Here is a 14,293-nt window from a genome sequence, read left to right as displayed (position 1 = left end):
CTGAGACGTGAAGCTGGATTCGATGTACCAGGAAGTTATCCTGGACCACTACAAGCACCCGCACGGCCGGGGCTTGCGTGACGGCGACGCCGAGGTGCACCACGTCAACCCGACGTGCGGCGACGAGATCACGCTGCGCGTGAAGTACGACGGCTCGACCATCGCCGACGTCTCGTACGAGGGCCAGGGCTGCTCCATCAGCCAGGCGTCCGCCTCGGTCCTCAACGACCTGCTGGTCGGCAAGGAGCTGGCGGAGGCGCAGAAGATCCAGGGCGTGTTCCTGGAGCTGATGCAGTCGAAGGGCAAGCTGGAGCCGGACGACGAGATGGAGGAGGTCCTGGAGGACGCGGTCGCGTTCGCCGGGGTCTCCAAGTACCCCGCGCGCGTGAAGTGTGCTCTGCTGAGCTGGATGGCGTGGAAGGACGCGACGGCGCAGGCACTGGGCGACGCCGACGCTGAAAGGAAGACGGCATGAGCGAGAACGAGACCCTCACCACGAAGCCCGCTTCGGAGGAAGAGGTCCGCGAGGCGCTGTACGACGTCGTCGACCCCGAGCTGGGCATCGACGTCGTCAACCTGGGCCTGATCTACGGCATCCACGTCGACGACGCGAACATCGCGACGATCGACATGACGCTGACGTCGGCGGCCTGCCCGCTGACCGACGTGATCGAGGACCAGGCGAAGTCCGCGACCGACGGGATCGTCAACGAGCTGCGGATCAACTGGGTCTGGATGCCGCCGTGGGGCCCGGACAAGATCACGGACGACGGTCGGGAGCAGCTGCGGGCGCTCGGCTTCAACGTCTGAGGGATTGCTGGTGGTTCGGCCCTCTGTGCCTGGTGGCACAGGGGGCCGAACCGCGTTCTGTTCACCTTGCGTCTGTAGGGCGTACCCCCCTGGTTGGCGCAGGTGATTGAGGGTTCTCGACGACACAGCACCGTCGAAAGGACCCCAGTGCGGACTTACGTTTCCCCGTCCCGGCGTACGGCCATTGCCCTGGCGAGCGGCGTTCTTACGCTGACCGCCATGAGCCTCAACATGCCCGCGCACGCGTCGAGTCACGGCACGCCGACGATCTCCCTCTCGGCGTCCTATCTCTCGGGGGCGGTCGGCGCCGACGGGGATCCCACGGTGACCGTGACCGTGGGGCAGAGCGGCACAGACGCCTCGAAGCTGACGGTGGCCGCGACGGCGTCCAGCAAGGCGTCGGTGGCCGCCCCGGGCGACGTCGCCGTGACCGGCACCGGGGCCACCCGGCAGGTCTCGGTCGACGCGCGGGGCAAGGGGTACACGGACCTGACCCTGAAGGTCACCGGGCCGGACGGGGGCACGGCCACCGCGACGCTGCACTACGCGGCGTCCGGGGCGGTCCAACAGGGCGCCGACAGCCGGTACTTCACCGGGTCGAGCGACGCGTCGGCGGCCGTGGACGTCGGCGGCGGGTATGCGGTCGTGGCCGACGACGAGTCCAACGTGCTGCGCCTGTACGACCGTTCGGTGTCCGGGGCGCCCGTGAAGACCTGGGACTTCAGCTCCGGGCTCGGGGTGTCGAAGGAGGTCGACATCGAGGGGGCCGCGCGGGTCGGCGACACCATCTACTGGACCGGGTCGCTCGGCAACAACAAGAGCGGTGAGTACAAGGCACCCCGTAACACCGTCTTCACCACGAAGGTGACGGGCAGCGGTGCGAACACGTCGCTCGCGCTCGGCGGCGCGTACAAGAAGCTGCGGGACGATCTCGTGGCGTGGGACAAGGACCACGGGGACCGGCTGGGGTTCGCGGCCGGTACGGCCAGTGGCCAAGTGCCCAAGCAGATCGACGGGTTCAACGTGGAGGGGCTGGAGTTCGCGCCGGGGTCGAGCACCACCGCGTACATCGGGTTCCGGGCGCCGCTCGTGCCGCCGAAGGACGGCGGGAAGGCGCTGATCGTGCCCGTCACCAACATCGACAAGGTGGTGGCCGGCGGGGCGAAGGCCGCCTTCGGGGAGCCGGTCGAGCTGGATCTGGGCGGGCTGTCGATCCGTGACATCCGCAAGAACGCGGCCGACCAGTATCTGATCGTCGCCGGGAGCTGGGCCGCCGACGACAACTCCGACCCCTACGCCCTCTACCAGTGGGACGGTGTCCCCGGCCACGCCCCCGTCAAGCGGGCCGACCTGCCCACGAGTGATCCGGGCGGCTGGGAGGCCGTCGTGGACGTGCCCGATCTGAGCGTGCCCGGTGCCCGTGCCCAGCTCGTCACCGACTGCGGCTCCGCGGACCTCTACGGGGACGGCACGGAGGCGAAGGACCTCGCCCACGCGGAGTGGAAGAAGTCGCGGGCGACGTGGTTCACGGTGACCAAGTAGCCGTGTCCGGGCGGCGGTTGGCCCGGTTGGCGCGATAGTTGGAGCATGGCACTCGCACTGCACCACATCGTCATCGACGCCCACGACCTGCCGGGGCTCGCCCGCTTCTGGTGCCGGGTCCTCGACTGGAAGGTGCTCTCCGAGCGGGAGCGCGAGGTCGTCATCGGGACCGACGCGTCGGCGCCCGTCGGGATCTGCTTCATGCCGAGTCCCGACGGGAAGTCCGTGAAGAACCGGCTCCACCTCGACCTCGCCCCGGACGACCAGGAGGCCGAGGTCGAGCGGCTGCTCGGGCTGGGGGCGCGGCGGGTGGATGTCGGGCAGGGGGCGGAGGCCGGGTGGGTGGTGCTCGCCGACCCCGAGGGCAATGAGTTCTGTGTGCTGCGGCCGAAGCGGTCGCTGATCGCGTTCCAGTAGCGGATTCTGCGAACGCCGGATTCTGCGTACGCGGGATTCTGCGAACGCCGGATTCTGCGTACGCGGGATTTTGTGTACGCCCGTACGCATCGATATGTACACTCGTACGCATGGGGTACGGACTGCTGGCCGCGGCCATCGCGGCGGAGGTGGCCGGGACGACGGCCATGAAGTACAGCGATGGGTTCAGCAAGCTGTGGCCCTCGCTCGTGACCGTCGTGGGGTATCTGCTGGCCTTCGCGCTGCTCGCGCAGACGCTCAAGACGCTGTCGGTGGGGACCGCGTACGCGATCTGGGCGGGGATCGGGACCGCCGCGGTCGCCGGGATCGGGATGCTGTTCCTGGGGGAGTCGACCAACCTCGTGAAGGTGCTGGGGATCGTGCTCGTGATCGCCGGGGTGGTCGTGCTCAATCTGGGCGGGGCGCACTGATGGGCGGCGGGAGCGCGGCCCGTGGCGGCGGGCGGCGCTACGACCCGGAGCGGCGGCAGCGGATCATCGACGCCGCGATCCGGGTGGTGGGCGAGAAGGGCATCGGCGGGCTCAGTCATCGCTCTGTCGCCGCCGAGGCCGATGTGCCGCTCGGGTCGACCACCTATCACTTCAAGACCCTCGACGAACTGATGGTCGCGGCGCTGCGGCAGACCAACGAAGGCTTCGCCAAGGTCGTGGCCGGGCGGGGCGGCCTTGAGGATCCGCAGGCCGATCTGGCGGGCGAGCTCGCCGGGCTGCTCGGGGAGTGGCTCGGCGGCGAGCGCACGGGCGTCGAGCTGGAGTACGAGCTCTATCTGGCGGCGCTGCGGCGGCCCGCGCTGCGGCCCGTGGCCGCCGAGTGGTGCCACGGGCTCACCGAGGTCCTCGCCGAGCGGACCGACGCCGTCACCGCGCGGGCCCTGTCCGCGCTGATGGACGGGATCTGCCTGCAGGTGCTGCTCACGGACACGCCCTACGACGAGGCGTACGCGTGCGAGATGCTCAACCGGCTCGTGGTCAACTCGCGGCCGACGCGAGGCGGTTGACCGTCGCGAGCGCCGCCGCCACGCTCGCCGTCACATCCGTGACCGGGTACTGCACCTCCTGCACGACCCGCTCCCGGTCCACGACCAGGGTCAGCCGCTTGAGGCGGCTCACGCCCGCCGCGCGGAACGTGGGCAGCCGCAGCGCCGCCGTCAGGGCCAGGTCCGCGTCCGAGAGGAGCGGGAAGCGCAGCCGCTCCTTGGCGGCGAACGCCCGCTGTTCGTCGGGGCGTTGGGTGGAGACGCCGTGGACGGTCGCGCCCGCCGCCGTGAACTCCGCCAGCTGATCGCGGTACGTGCAGGACTCCAGGGTGCAGCCGGGTGCCCCCGGGATCCCGGCCCAGCCCGGCGGATAGGCGTCCTTGCGGGCGTAGGCGCCGGGGAAGCAGTACAGGACCGTGTACGGGGTGTCCGGCGCCACCGGGTCCCGCAACTCGCCTTCGTGGTCGAGCAGTCGGAGTCCGCGTGGCAGGCGGGTGCCGAGCAGCTCGTGGACGCGCCGCGCCTCCTGTGAGGCCGCCGTCGGGGTCGTCGCTGTCATCTCTCCCTCTCCGAGGACCCAGGTGTCCCCCCAGTCCTGCAGCGCCACCAGGACCGGGAGCAGCGCGCGGCCGCGCGGCGTGAGGCGGTACTCGTGCCGGGGCGGGTGCTCCTGGTAGGGCACGCGGGACAGCACCTCCGCCTCCACCAGGAGCCGCAGCCGCTCCGTCAACACCTTGCGGGACACGCCCAGTTCACGCTGCAGCTCGTCGAAGCGGTGCAGCCCGCGGGCCGTGTCGCGCACGATCAGCAGGGTCCACCAGTCGCCCACGACGTCCAGGGCCTGCGCGATGGCGCAGTGCGTGTCGTCGAGCCGGGTCCGTTGCGCCATGACGCCCATGCTGACATAGTCCGTTCCCAGAAGGAACTCACTGCATGGGCCGACTGGGGGAGGCGGAGTGAAGGCGCTTCGGGACGTGCCGCGCACGGTGTGGCTGTTGGCGGCGGGCCAGTTCTTCAACATGGTCGTGGCCTTCACGTTCGTCTACTTCTTCGTCTACCTGACGCACGAGCGCGGCCTCTCCGTCGCGCAGGCGGGCCTGATCAGCGGCATCGGCGGCGCCGGGATGGTCGCGGGGAACTTCACCGGCGGCTGGTTCGGGGACCGGTTCGGGCACCGGCGGGTGCTGCTCGTCGGATCCCTGGTGAGCGGGGCGGGGGTGCTCGCGCTGCCCGTCCTGCCGCTCGTGCTGCTCTACGTCGTGCCGGTGCTCAGCCAGTACGCGGGCGGGTGCGTGCGCACCGCCAACAGCGCGCTCGTCGCCGCGACCGTCCCCGAGGGCGGGCGGCGGCAGGGCTTCGCCGTGATGCGGTTCGCGGCCAACGCGGGCTTCACGGCCGGGCCCCCGCTCGGCGCGCTCCTGATCGCCCACGCCTCGTACGCGGTGATGTTCGTCGTCGACGGGATCGGCACCCTCGTCTTCGCCGCGTACGCCGCGCGGGTGCTGCCCGCGCGCGGGGCGGCCCGGAGCGCGGCGCGCCCCGGGGGCGGTGGCGGGCGCGGGGTGTTCGCGGAGCTGCGGGCGCGGCCGACCGTCGTCCTGCTGTTCGCCGCGATCCTCGTCACCGACCTCGTCTACCGCCAGCAGTACTCCACGCTGCCGCTCGACCTCGGCCGCCACGGCCTGGACACCGGGGTCTACGGCTGGCTGCTCGCGATCAACGGCGGCGTCATCCTGCTCCTCGAACTCCCCGTCACGCTCGCCCTGCGCGGCCGGGCGCCGCTGCGGATCGTCGGCTGCGGGCTACTGCTCGTGGGCGCCGGGTACGGGGTGCTCGCCGCGGGCACGGCGCTCGGGACGGCCGTCGCCATGATGCTGCTGCTCACCGCGGGCGAGATCCTCTACAAGACCACCGCCACCGCGTACGTCGCCGACCACGCGCCCGCGGGGGTGGAGGGCCGCTTCCAGGGGCTGTACTCGGGCGTCTCGGTGAGCGGAGTGGTGCTCTCCGCGCCCCTCGGCGGCGCGCTCTACTCGGTGGCGCCGGGGCTGCTGTGGCCGCTGTGTGCGGGGCTCGCGGGGGTGGCGGGGGTGCTCGTGCTCCTCGCCGGGCGGCGCCGGGCGGGGGTGCCGGGGCCGCGGTCCGGGGAGGTGCCCGTGGCGGTGGCGGGCGAGAGCGCCCCTGGTGGCTCCGGCGGCCCGGGGAGCCCCGGCGGCCCTGGTGGCTCCGGCGGCCCGCTCCCTGAGACCGGTTCGCCCGCGCGCCGCCCCTCCGGTTAGGTTTCACCCATGACCGACACGACTGCTACTCGTACCACCGGCGCCGTTGCGACGGGTCTCGCCACCGTGACCGCCGACGGCACCGTTCTCGACACCTGGTTCCCCGCCCCCGAGCTGGTCGCCGAGCCCGGCCCGGCCGGGTCCGAGCGGCTGTCCGCCGAGCGGGCCGTGGAGCTGCTCGGCGAGGGCGCCGCGAAGGCGGTCGGGCCCGACGCCCGGCGCGGTGTCGAGGTCGTGGCCGTGCGCACGGTCATCGCCTCCCTCGACGACAAGCCGCTGGACGCCCACGACGTCTACCTGCGGCTGCACCTGCTCTCCCACCGCCTGGTCAAGCCGCACGGCCTGAACCTGGACGGCCAGTTCGGCTTCCTCGCCAACGTCGCCTGGACCTCGCTCGGCCCGGTCGCCGTCGACGACGTCGAGAAGGTGCGCCTGAACGCCCGCGCCGAGGGCCTGCACCTCCAGGTCACCTCGATCGACAAGTTCCCGCGCATGACGGACTACGTCGCTCCGAAGGGCGTGCGCATCGCCGACGCCGACCGGGTCCGCCTCGGCGCGCACCTGGCCGAGGGCACCACGGTCATGCACGAGGGCTTCGTGAACTTCAACGCGGGCACGCTCGGCACGTCGATGGTCGAGGGCCGCATCTCCGCCGGTGTCGTCGTCGGCGACGGCTCGGACATCGGCGGCGGCGCCTCCACGATGGGCACGCTCTCCGGCGGCGGCAACGTCCGCATCGTCATCGGCGAGCGCTGCCTGGTCGGCGCCGAGGCCGGTGTCGGCATCGCGCTCGGCGACGAGTGCGTCGTCGAGGCCGGTCTGTACGTCACGGCCGGCACGCGCGTCACGATGCCCGACGGCCAGATCGTCAAGGCCCGCGAGCTCTCCGGCGCCTCGAACATCCTCTTCCGCCGCAACTCGGTCACGGGCACGGTCGAGGCCCGCCCGAACAACGCGGTGTGGGGCGGCCTGAACGAGGTTCTGCACAGCCACAACTGATCAATGGCGGCCGTGACGTGCGGCCGCCTACTCGATCATCGCTCTGAACTGCTGTTGAGCTGTCGGCAGTTGTCAGCGTTGGTCATCGCTGAGCGCTCTTCCACGGCCCGAGGACGGCCCGGGAGGGCGCTTGTGCGTGCACGGCTTCTGGCATCTCATTCGCCACTACATGACTGCTGACGTCGCCCGGTCCAACTTCCTTAACGCTGGTGTGGGTTGCTGTGGTTGTTGCGCTGCTGGATACCCAGTAGATGTCACCCCTAGGAGCCGTGGCTCAAAAGTGGCCACGTGGGCGCGAAACAACCCTTGACGCTAAGGGGGCGCCGATGCAAAGTGTTGACTTCTTTCGTGATTACGGACGTGGGGGATCGGTGTGAACAAGAGGCTAAAGATTCTTGGCATTGGGATATCGGCTGTGGCTTTGACTGCCCTAGTGCAATCTCCGGCCAGTGCCGCAACAGTTGTTCGCAGTTGTGGAGGGTTTGGGGCTAATGGATTTCTGCAGGTAAAGAATTACTCCAAAGGGACAACGGGGCGCATCGGCGTCAGGATAAGCGTGTACGACTCTCGCGCTGATGGTAAGTATGCGGGCGTTCGGCTACTCACCCAAAAGAGGGATGGCAGCGTGAAGTACTGGCCCTTCCATGCGAATAAGAGGGGGGCAAAGAAGGATCAGGAGTGGAAAACTCACGCTTCGGATAGTGGGGGCATCTACGGCGTGGGTATCAGGGTAGGGACATACAAGGGGGACGATACGATTCTTACGTGCACCAGCTGGAGGTAATGCGCAGTCAGAGTCTGAAGTAATCCCAGAACACTTCACCTGAATGTAACTAGCAGGCTTTCAGGGCAAGGTCGGTGGAGCGGGTTTGGGCGGGAGCTGCTTTGGGGCGAGTGATCATGGCCCCTTAAGCTTCCGGCGAGTCGGGCAGTCTGTGGACCTGCCCGTTAAAGCACGACGTTGGGGCCATGATCTTCGAGGCTCGCCCCAAAGTGGCTGCCTAAAGCCGTGGAGCCGACCGCCCCGGCCACGACGGGGTTTCCCCCACCTTCATGGCCGCGGTCCGCGTCCGGGGGCTGGCCCTGGTGATCAGCGGTCCGGTGGGGCGGTGCGGATCTGGCTGCGTTGGCCCGCCGATCCCCGCCACCATGATCCGGCCTATTCGGTAGCCCAAAGCGTCGTTGACCTGTGGTGCGGCATTCCCCTGTACCGCTATGGCCCGGTGCTGGGTTTTGGCCCTTTGGGGTGGGTGACGGGCGGACGGCTCGCGCCGTGCGGCGGAGACAGGCTAAGGGGCGGGGCGGCCGACCGGCGCCCCGCCCCCTCGGTGGGGCCCTCGGTCCTTCGGATTGATCCCCTTTGGGGACGGCTCGGGCCTGGTGGGCTTGAAGGGGTGTTCTTGTGCCTGCGCCTGGTCGTCCTACAGATGCGGAACGCTTCTCCCCTCTCAGGCCGGATCATGGTGGCGGGGATCGGCGGGCCGGAAGCGGCCGTTGATCCGCCGAAGAGCCCCCTTGGGCGGTTGGGTTGGCAATGATCGATGCCATGGGCCCAAGCCCCGTACCGCGAGCGCAGCGAGCCCTTGATGATGTAGAGAAACCTGTAACGGCCTCTGCGGCGGCGCCTCTAGAGCTTGGGCTGTACCCGCTCGGGGAGCTTCGCCGCCCACGCCTGAAGCACACTGGCCGCCTCATCGCGGAGCGGTCCAACTGCGGCATCCTCATGAAGGAACCGTTGATCGGCTGGACGTGCCAACTCCCGGTAGAACTGCAAGTCTTCGAAGCCCATCTTGGCCACGTCAAGGCTCGTCGCCCCGAATACAAGGCGCGGTACACGTGCCCAGTAGCAAGCCGCCAGGCACATGGGGCAAGGCTCGCTGCTGCTGTACATAACGCCGTCTTCAAAGAGATGCCGCTCCAGCTTCTCGCCCGCGCTTCTTAGCGCCATGACTTCGGCATGCGCGGTGGGGTCACGCAGCTCGACCACGCTGCTCGTTCCCTCGCCGACGATCGATCCGCCCACTACGACGATGGCGCCGAAGGGGGTCTTCCCTTCGTCCTCCAGCGCATGACGTGAGATGGAGATCGCGTGCTTCAGGAACTCTTGGTCGGTGCTGCTCAGGGCGGTTGGCATGGCTCTCGACCTTCCTACGCCTTGGTGGCTGTCGGCTTCTCGGGCCAGGGCTTGAGCGGTGTCACGAAGCGGAGTTCGGTGCGGTCGGCGGGGTAAGTGGCGTCGGAGATCTCAATGTTGCGGTCGTCGGCGTCGAGTGAGATCCGACGGCAGATGATCAGTGGCACTCCATCGGGGAGCCCCCACCGCTGGGCCTCGACCGTCGTTGGCATCCGGGCCGTGACCTGATCCACCATGCACATCACCTCAACCCCAACGGTTGAGAGCTGGTGCTGAGTACCGCCTGGCCACGGCTCGTTCCGTTCATCGAGGAGTGCAGGGTTCGCGCTCACCAGATCCTTGGGCATGTACGAGGTGCTGAACGACAACAGGTGCCCAGTTGCTTCGTCGGTCGCCTCGAAGTGTCGCCGGAGAACCTCGTCCTTCGGTGAGATCCCGAATAGCTCGGCGAGTTCGGAACTGGCTTCCACGATGTCGTAGCGCGTCGAGAACTGCTGGTCCTCGATCGACATGCCTAGGTTCGTCTCAGCCTCGCCGACCTTGGCACGCTCTTCTTCGGGCCGATAGGCGAGATCCTTTTCCGCCTGGTGTCGGTCGGAGGAACGCACCACCTTCCCGGGCGGGATGCGGACGAGGGGCGCCTTCCCTCGCCCGCTTGTGATCAGTCCCTGCGACCTGAGCAGCGCGATGGCTCCCCGCGCGGAGTTGATGGAGCACTTCCAGCGGTCGGAGATGTCGTTCAGCGTCGGTAGCGAGTCGCCGGGGGCCAGGTCACCACGTTCGATCTGCATGCGGATGTCATCCGCGATCTTCAGATGGATCGGCGGGTCCACGGCGGTGCGTTGCGGCTGCTCCATGGTTCCATCCTTGCAGGTTCGTCAGTTTGTGGGCAAACCCTTGCGTGGACGTCCTGAGAGGTCTAGCTTCAGCTTCGTGGGTTTGTGGGCAAACTCGCGAAAGCCAAAGGCGGGGCGACGCCCCTACCGCCAAGCAGATGCGTCGCCCCTGGTCCCTATGAAGGGAAGTTCCATCATGCCTGCGACGCTGACCGCTTCGCGACCTGTGGCCTTGTCTCCGGCCGTGATCGCAGAACTGCCGCCCGTGTCCCTGCTGTTGGCGCTGTACGCCTCGGACTGGGTGCACGAGTCGCGCCCAGACCTGGCGAAGCTCGCCGCGTTCATGGTCGACGGAGTGAACCGGCTGGGCCTGGCCGAACTCATCGACCAGACCTGCCACTTGGTGAGCTTCTGGCAGCGCTGCGAGACAGACACCGCCACCCCCGAGGCATGGGACACGCACCGGGACCGGTTCGACACCTACCGGCTGATTCACTGCACCCTGACCAAGCGCCAGTTCGCTCAGGTTCGCCGTCATCTGGCCGCCCTGGACCGTGGGGCGGTGGCGGCATGACCACCGTCCTGGAACGCACCGACCGCACCGGCAATGAGCGACTGCGTGGCGCGATGACCACCGCCAACGTGACCATCGAGGCCCTGGCCCGGCACGTCGGTATCGACGTCAAGAGCGCTGAGCGCTGGCTCTCCTTGAACCGCACCCCGCACGCCCGGCACGCGCACGCCGCCGCGAAGCTCCTGGACGCCGACCCCCATCACCTGTGGCCCAGGATGGCCGAACGCCACCGCTCCACCCCGACGCCGCAAGACGAGGTGGTCGCTGCGTACGCGACGCGGACCGTCGTCCCGCTCGACTTATGGCGCACGGTCCTCGACTCCGCGACTCTCACTCTGGACCTCGCGATCGTGAACCTGGCCTTCCTCGCCCATGTCGTCGGCGACCTGCCCCACCTCCTGACCGCCAAGGCCACCGCCGGAGTACGCGTCCGCCTCGTGATCCCCGAGGCGGTCACCGGACGGGCCGCCCATGTCGCCGACCTGCTCACGCAGTTGACCGACGTGCCCGGCATCCACGTCTCCACCCATGCGGGCCTGAGCGCCGATGTGCTGCGCGCCGACGATGACCTGTTGGTCTCCACCCCCGTCGACGGGCTGATCCCGTCCCTGGCCCCGGTGCTGCACCTGCGCCGCCTGGGCCCGGCACCGCTGACCGGTGGCTACCTGGCCAGCCTCGATCACCTGATGATGAGCGCCGAACCCTATGTGCCCGTCCCGGTCGTCTCTTTGCGGGCGGTGACCGCGTGACCCATTTCCCTGTCCCCCCGGCCGCCGTCACCGACATGGCGGCGGCCCTGGGCACCGACCCCCTCACGCTGGCCGACATGCTGCGGGTGGCCAACTCCCCGGGCTTCGACCGCTGGCAAGAGCAGATCAAGCGCACGGGCGGCTGTGCCAGTCCGATCCGCCTGCAAGGCCAGACGGTCACCCGGGACGCCAAGACCGGTGATGTCCTGTACGCGTACTCGACGGCCGACGAACCGGGTGGCACCCTGCGCGTTGCCTGCGGCAATCGGCGGGCCTCTCGCTGCCCCTCCTGCGCCTGGACCTACGCCGGGGACGCCTTCCACCTGATCCGGGCCGGGATCACCGGAGACACCCGCATGGGCATCCCTGGCGAGGTGCGGGCCCACCCCGGGGCCTTCGTCACCCTCACCGCCCCGTCCTTCGGCCCGGTCCACAACCGCCCCGACACCGGCCGTTGCCGCTGCGGCTTACGGCATGGCGAAGATGACCCGGCCCTGGGCACTGCCCTCGATCCGGGCGCCTACGACTATGCGGGCGCGGTGCTGTGGAACAACCATGCGGGCCAGCTCTGGCAGCGCTTCACCATCTACCTGCGCCGAGAGGTCGCCGCCCACGCGGGCCTCACTCAACGGGAGCTCCTCGAGCACTGCCGGATCTCGTTCGGCAAGGTTGCTGAGTTCCAGAAGCGCGGCGCCGTCCACTTCCATGCCGTGATCCGCCTCGACGGACCGGATGGGGCCACCGCCGAGCCTCCTGCCTGGGCGACGCTCGACCTGTTGGGCGACAGCATCCGGGCCGCCGCTGCCCGGGTTGCCGTATCCGTGCCGCCCGCCGGCGCCTTCCCTGGACGCTCCCTGCGCTGGGGAACCCAAGTCGACGTCCAGCCCATCGGCAGCCTCGCCGGAGTCGAACTCACCGACGGCGCCGTTGCCTCCTATGTCGCCAAGTACGCCACCAAGGCCGCCGAGACCACCGGCACCGTAGACCGCCGCGTCGGAGAGCTGGCCGAACTCGACAAGCTGCCCGACCTGCCCACCCACACACGACGCCTGATCGAAGCCTGCTGGGCCCTGGACGACGCCTACCCGGACCGGCTGTTGGCCCACTGGTCCTCACATGCTCGGCTTTCGCGGGCATTTCCTGACCAAGTCCCGCTGCTACTCGTCCACCTTCACCGAACGCCGCCAGGTCCGTGCCGACTACCGCGCCCACCAGGAACGCCGGGAACGGGGCCTGCCCGAGATCGACGACGCGGAGGGCTCCACGCTGGTGCTCGCCCACTGGACCTACGCCGGGCACGGCCACACCCCCGGAGAATCCTGGCTCGCCGCCTCCATCGCCGAAGACATCCGGACCAACCGCGAAACCGCCCGCGAGGCCCTGGCTGACCAACCCGACCCAGAGGACTGGGAGGTGTGCGCATGAGCCGCCCGCTCCCGCCTCGCTACCTCACCCCAGTCGACGTGGCCGATCTCCTAGGCGTCCCGCTGGAGACGGTCTACCAGTGGCGCCGCAAGCACACCGGACCGCGTGGCTTCCGCGTCGGCCGACACCTTCGTTACGACCCCGAAGACGTACGCGTCTGGGTCCAGTCCCAGATGGAGAGGGCCGCCTGATGGCCGGACACATCCAAGACCGCTGGTTCAAGGTCGATACCGGACCGGATGGCAAGCCGGTCAAGACGAAGACCGACCGCTACGGCGTCGGCCTGCGCTACCGCGCCCGCTACATCGCCCCCGACGGCTCCGAGAAGTCCAAAAGCTTCCCGGACAGGCAGAAGCGCAAGGCCGAGACCTGGTTGTCCAACATCGAGGCGGACGTGTCCCAGGGGCGCTACATCGATCCGGCGGCCGGTGCCGTGACCTTCGGCCAGTACGCGAAGACGTGGATGAGTGCCCTCACTACGGACCCTGTGACCCGCGAAAGCGTCGAGATCCGGCTCAGGGTGCATGCGATTCCGTACCTGGGTGATCGCCCCATGGCGGCCTTCCGGCCGTCTCACTTGCGTGTGTGGATGCGGCAGTTGGAGGCGACGGGTCGCGCTGCCTCCTATCGGCGCTCGATCTTCGCCAACGTCTCCGCAGTCTTCACGGCCGCCGTGGAAGACCGGATCATCGCTGAGAATCCTTGCCGTGCGCGTTCGGTCCGGGCCCCGCGTCTGGACCCTCGCAAGGTCAAGCCGTGGTCTTCAGAGCGCGTCATGGCGCTTCATGAGGCTCTGCCGGATGAGTACCAAGAGATGATCGCGGTCGGTGCCGGATGCGGACTTCGGCAAGGTGAGATCTTCGGGCTTGCGGTCGAAGACGTCGACTTCCTTGGCGGCACCATGCACGTGGTTCGTCAGGTCAAGCTCATCCAGGGAACGCGTCCGGTGTTCGGGCCTCCCAAGGGCGGCAAGGAACGCAACGTCCCGCTGCCTGAGACTGTGAGCTTCGCGTTGGCGGCCCACATCACGCGGCATGAGCCGGTGGAGATCACGTTGCCCTGGAAGACCTTGGACGGTCCGCCGGTGTCGGCTTCGCTCCTCTTCGTCAGCGTCACTGGCAAGGCACTGCGCCGGATTCGCTTCAACGAGAAGGTGTGGCAACCGGCGCTTCGGGCCGCTGGTGTGCCGCGTGGTCGTGAGAACGGCATGCACGCGTTACGGCACTTCTACGCCTCGGTTCTCCTCGACGCGGGGGAGAGCATCAAGGCCCTGAGCGAGTACCTCGGACACCATGATCCGAGCTTCACGCTGCGGACGTACACCCACCTCATGCCGACGAGTGAGATCCGGACTCGGGCCGCCGTTGATCGTGTCTTCCGAGGCGAGGCTGAAGCGGATGACGGCCCCGAGACGGCCCAGGGGGAAGACTGAACCTCTGGCCTGCGGCGGCATCAGAACAGCCACAACTGACCCTCGGCGACGGGTACGTACGAGCGCCCTCCCCGGCCCTGAGGCGGCCGGGGAGGGCGC

15 protein-coding genes and 1 pseudogene are annotated in these 14,293 nt (G+C 68.9%); 13 read left to right on the top strand and 3 right to left on the bottom strand.

From position 1 onward, the window contains the following. Positions 1-7 precede the first annotated feature (7 nt). From sufU to ACQB60_RS00765, 6 genes are all read left to right on the top strand, one after another. Positions 8-475 carry a Fe-S cluster assembly sulfur transfer protein SufU gene (sufU, locus tag ACQB60_RS00790; RefSeq protein ID WP_496923828.1) on the top strand — a complete coding sequence of 156 codons (468 nt, stop codon included), beginning with the start codon at positions 8-10 and terminating at the stop codon, positions 473-475. Further along, positions 472-810 (top strand): metal-sulfur cluster assembly factor, encoded by a 339-nt coding sequence (locus ACQB60_RS00785; protein ID WP_030687191.1) that lies wholly within the window; start codon positions 472-474, stop codon positions 808-810. Before sufU ends, ACQB60_RS00785 begins: the two co-directional genes overlap by 4 nt. 219 nt (positions 811-1,029) lie before the next feature. After that, complete coding sequence (locus ACQB60_RS00780) at positions 1,030-2,352, top strand: hypothetical protein (RefSeq protein ID WP_496923827.1); 1,323 nt, start codon at positions 1,030-1,032, stop codon at positions 2,350-2,352. Between the two features lie 45 nt (positions 2,353-2,397). Further along, on the top strand, positions 2,398-2,769 hold the full coding sequence (locus ACQB60_RS00775; protein ID WP_496923826.1) for a VOC family protein: 372 nt from the start codon (positions 2,398-2,400) through the stop codon (positions 2,767-2,769). Positions 2,770-2,879: 110 nt separating this feature from the next. Next, on the top strand, positions 2,880-3,200 hold the full coding sequence (locus tag ACQB60_RS00770; protein ID WP_496923825.1) for a DMT family transporter: 321 nt from the start codon (positions 2,880-2,882) through the stop codon (positions 3,198-3,200). After that, a complete protein-coding gene (locus ACQB60_RS00765) occupies positions 3,200-3,787 on the top strand; it encodes a TetR/AcrR family transcriptional regulator (RefSeq protein ID WP_496923824.1) in 588 nt (195 codons plus the stop codon). The genes ACQB60_RS00770 and ACQB60_RS00765 overlap by 1 nt, the downstream gene beginning before the upstream one ends. On the opposite strand, the gene ACQB60_RS00760 is transcribed toward ACQB60_RS00765, so the two are convergent. Beyond that, entirely contained in the window at positions 3,759-4,655 is an 897-nt protein-coding gene (locus ACQB60_RS00760) for a winged helix-turn-helix transcriptional regulator (RefSeq protein WP_496923823.1), read from the bottom strand. The two genes, ACQB60_RS00765 and ACQB60_RS00760, sit on opposite strands and share 29 nt — an antisense overlap. Positions 4,656-4,722: 67 nt before the next feature. Here ACQB60_RS00760 and ACQB60_RS00755 point away from each other — a divergent pair, with 67 nt between their 5' ends. Together ACQB60_RS00755 and dapD are read left to right on the top strand one after the other, a co-directional pair. Further along, the gene (locus tag ACQB60_RS00755) at positions 4,723-6,045 is read left to right on the top strand and encodes an MFS transporter (protein ID WP_496923822.1); all 1,323 of its coding nucleotides are present in this window, start codon (positions 4,723-4,725) and stop codon (positions 6,043-6,045) included. Between the two features lie 9 nt (positions 6,046-6,054). Then, on the top strand, positions 6,055-7,044 hold the full coding sequence (gene dapD, locus ACQB60_RS00750; protein ID WP_496923821.1) for a 2,3,4,5-tetrahydropyridine-2,6-dicarboxylate N-succinyltransferase: 990 nt from the start codon (positions 6,055-6,057) through the stop codon (positions 7,042-7,044). A gap of 1,627 nt (positions 7,045-8,671) precedes the next feature. Here the strand turns inward: dapD and ACQB60_RS00745 are convergent. Together ACQB60_RS00745 and ACQB60_RS00740 are read right to left on the bottom strand one after the other, a co-directional pair. Continuing rightward, the gene (locus ACQB60_RS00745) at positions 8,672-9,178 is read right to left on the bottom strand and encodes a nucleoside deaminase (RefSeq protein WP_496923820.1); all 507 of its coding nucleotides are present in this window, start codon (positions 9,176-9,178) and stop codon (positions 8,672-8,674) included. Positions 9,179-9,192: 14 nt separating this feature from the next. Continuing rightward, positions 9,193-10,035, bottom strand: coding sequence for a GntR family transcriptional regulator (locus tag ACQB60_RS00740; RefSeq protein WP_496923819.1), 843 nt, complete (start codon positions 10,033-10,035; stop codon positions 9,193-9,195). A 223-nt stretch (positions 10,036-10,258) separates the two neighbouring features. Here ACQB60_RS00740 and ACQB60_RS00735 point away from each other — a divergent pair, with 223 nt between their 5' ends. From ACQB60_RS00735 to ACQB60_RS00715, 5 genes and pseudogenes are all read left to right on the top strand, one after another. Next, positions 10,259-10,588, top strand: coding sequence for a hypothetical protein (locus ACQB60_RS00735; RefSeq protein WP_496923818.1), 330 nt, complete (start codon positions 10,259-10,261; stop codon positions 10,586-10,588). Next, the gene (locus ACQB60_RS00730; RefSeq protein WP_496923817.1) at positions 10,585-11,337 is read left to right on the top strand and encodes a hypothetical protein; all 753 of its coding nucleotides are present in this window, start codon (positions 10,585-10,587) and stop codon (positions 11,335-11,337) included. Before ACQB60_RS00735 ends, ACQB60_RS00730 begins: the two co-directional genes overlap by 4 nt. A gap of 35 nt (positions 11,338-11,372) precedes the next feature. After that, a pseudogene (gene repSA / locus ACQB60_RS00725) lies at positions 11,373-12,762 on the top strand (replication initiator protein RepSA). Beyond that, positions 12,759-12,953, top strand: a complete 195-nt coding sequence (locus ACQB60_RS00720; RefSeq protein WP_496923816.1) for a helix-turn-helix domain-containing protein — start codon at positions 12,759-12,761, stop codon at positions 12,951-12,953. Before repSA ends, ACQB60_RS00720 begins: the two are co-directional and overlap by 4 nt. Further along, the gene (locus ACQB60_RS00715) at positions 12,953-14,194 is read left to right on the top strand and encodes a tyrosine-type recombinase/integrase (RefSeq protein WP_496923815.1); all 1,242 of its coding nucleotides are present in this window, start codon (positions 12,953-12,955) and stop codon (positions 14,192-14,194) included. Before ACQB60_RS00720 ends, ACQB60_RS00715 begins: the two co-directional genes overlap by 1 nt. Positions 14,195-14,293: the final 99 nt, after the last annotated feature.

The organism is Streptomyces odontotermitis, from assembly GCF_050510915.1.
Classification (GTDB): domain Bacteria; phylum Actinomycetota; class Actinomycetes; order Streptomycetales; family Streptomycetaceae; genus Streptomyces.
Note: the sequence above shows the minus strand (reverse complement) of the source record. Positions and strands in the feature narration are given on the sequence as shown.

Excerpts from the sequence above, each read along its gene's own strand:
- ACQB60_RS00785 (WP_030687191.1), top strand. The coding sequence starts at position 472 with ATGAGCGAGAACGAGACCCTCACCACGAAGCCCGCTTCGGAGGAAGAG.
- ACQB60_RS00780 (WP_496923827.1), top strand. The coding sequence starts at position 1,030 with ATGAGCCTCAACATGCCCGCGCACGCGTCGAGTCACGGCACGCCGACG.
- ACQB60_RS00775 (WP_496923826.1), top strand. The coding sequence starts at position 2,398 with ATGGCACTCGCACTGCACCACATCGTCATCGACGCCCACGACCTGCCG.
- ACQB60_RS00770 (WP_496923825.1), top strand. The coding sequence starts at position 2,880 with ATGGGGTACGGACTGCTGGCCGCGGCCATCGCGGCGGAGGTGGCCGGG.
- ACQB60_RS00765 (WP_496923824.1), top strand. The coding sequence starts at position 3,200 with ATGGGCGGCGGGAGCGCGGCCCGTGGCGGCGGGCGGCGCTACGACCCG.
- ACQB60_RS00760 (WP_496923823.1), bottom strand. The coding sequence starts at position 4,655 with ATGGCGCAACGGACCCGGCTCGACGACACGCACTGCGCCATCGCGCAG.
- dapD (WP_496923821.1), top strand. The coding sequence starts at position 6,055 with ATGACCGACACGACTGCTACTCGTACCACCGGCGCCGTTGCGACGGGT.
- ACQB60_RS00745 (WP_496923820.1), bottom strand. The coding sequence starts at position 9,178 with ATGCCAACCGCCCTGAGCAGCACCGACCAAGAGTTCCTGAAGCACGCG.
- ACQB60_RS00740 (WP_496923819.1), bottom strand. The coding sequence starts at position 10,035 with ATGGAGCAGCCGCAACGCACCGCCGTGGACCCGCCGATCCATCTGAAG.
- ACQB60_RS00730 (WP_496923817.1), top strand. The coding sequence starts at position 10,585 with ATGACCACCGTCCTGGAACGCACCGACCGCACCGGCAATGAGCGACTG.
- ACQB60_RS00720 (WP_496923816.1), top strand. The coding sequence starts at position 12,759 with ATGAGCCGCCCGCTCCCGCCTCGCTACCTCACCCCAGTCGACGTGGCC.
- ACQB60_RS00715 (WP_496923815.1), top strand. The coding sequence starts at position 12,953 with ATGGCCGGACACATCCAAGACCGCTGGTTCAAGGTCGATACCGGACCG.